The organism is Micrococcus sp. KRD026 (genome assembly GCF_017168445.1).
GTDB classification, from domain to species: domain Bacteria; phylum Actinomycetota; class Actinomycetes; order Actinomycetales; family Micrococcaceae; genus Micrococcus; species Micrococcus luteus.
Window position 1 is genome coordinate 1 of the sequence record NZ_JABFBA010000047.1, and the last position, 467, is coordinate 467.

A 467-nucleotide genomic window follows, 5' to 3' on the forward strand; every position below is an offset into this window, starting at 1 on the left:
ATATTAATAGTTAGAAGGTCTTTTTTATTTAGCTCACAGAGAGAGAATTTTCGTAATATAAATTTAAAGGAGCAAACTATGTTAAATAACAAACGATTATTTACTTCAGAGTCTGTTACAGAAGGACACCCAGATAAAATCGCTGACCAAGTGTCAGATGCAATATTAGATGCTATTTTAAAAGACGACCCAAATGCACGTGTAGCTTGTGAAACAACTGTTACAACAGGTATGGCATTGATCGCCGGCGAAATTTCTACAACAACATATGTTGATATTCCGAAAGTTGTTAGAGAAACAATTAAAGAAATTGGATACACAAGAGCAAAATATGGTTATGATTATGAAACAATGGCAATTTTAACTGCGATTGATGAACAATCACCTGACATTGCACAAGGCGTGGATAAAGCATTAGAGTATCGTGATAAAGATAGCGAAGAAGAAATTGAAGCAACAGGTGCAGG

General features: G+C 34.7%; 1 protein-coding gene. It reads left to right on the plus strand.

Going from position 1 to position 467, the window contains the following annotated elements; translation table 11 throughout:
- Nucleotides 1-78: 78 nt before the first annotated feature.
- A partial coding sequence (locus J1M40_RS11845; RefSeq protein ID WP_274608005.1) for an S-adenosylmethionine synthetase N-terminal domain-containing protein occupies nucleotides 79-467 on the plus strand: 389 nt, incomplete at its 3' end.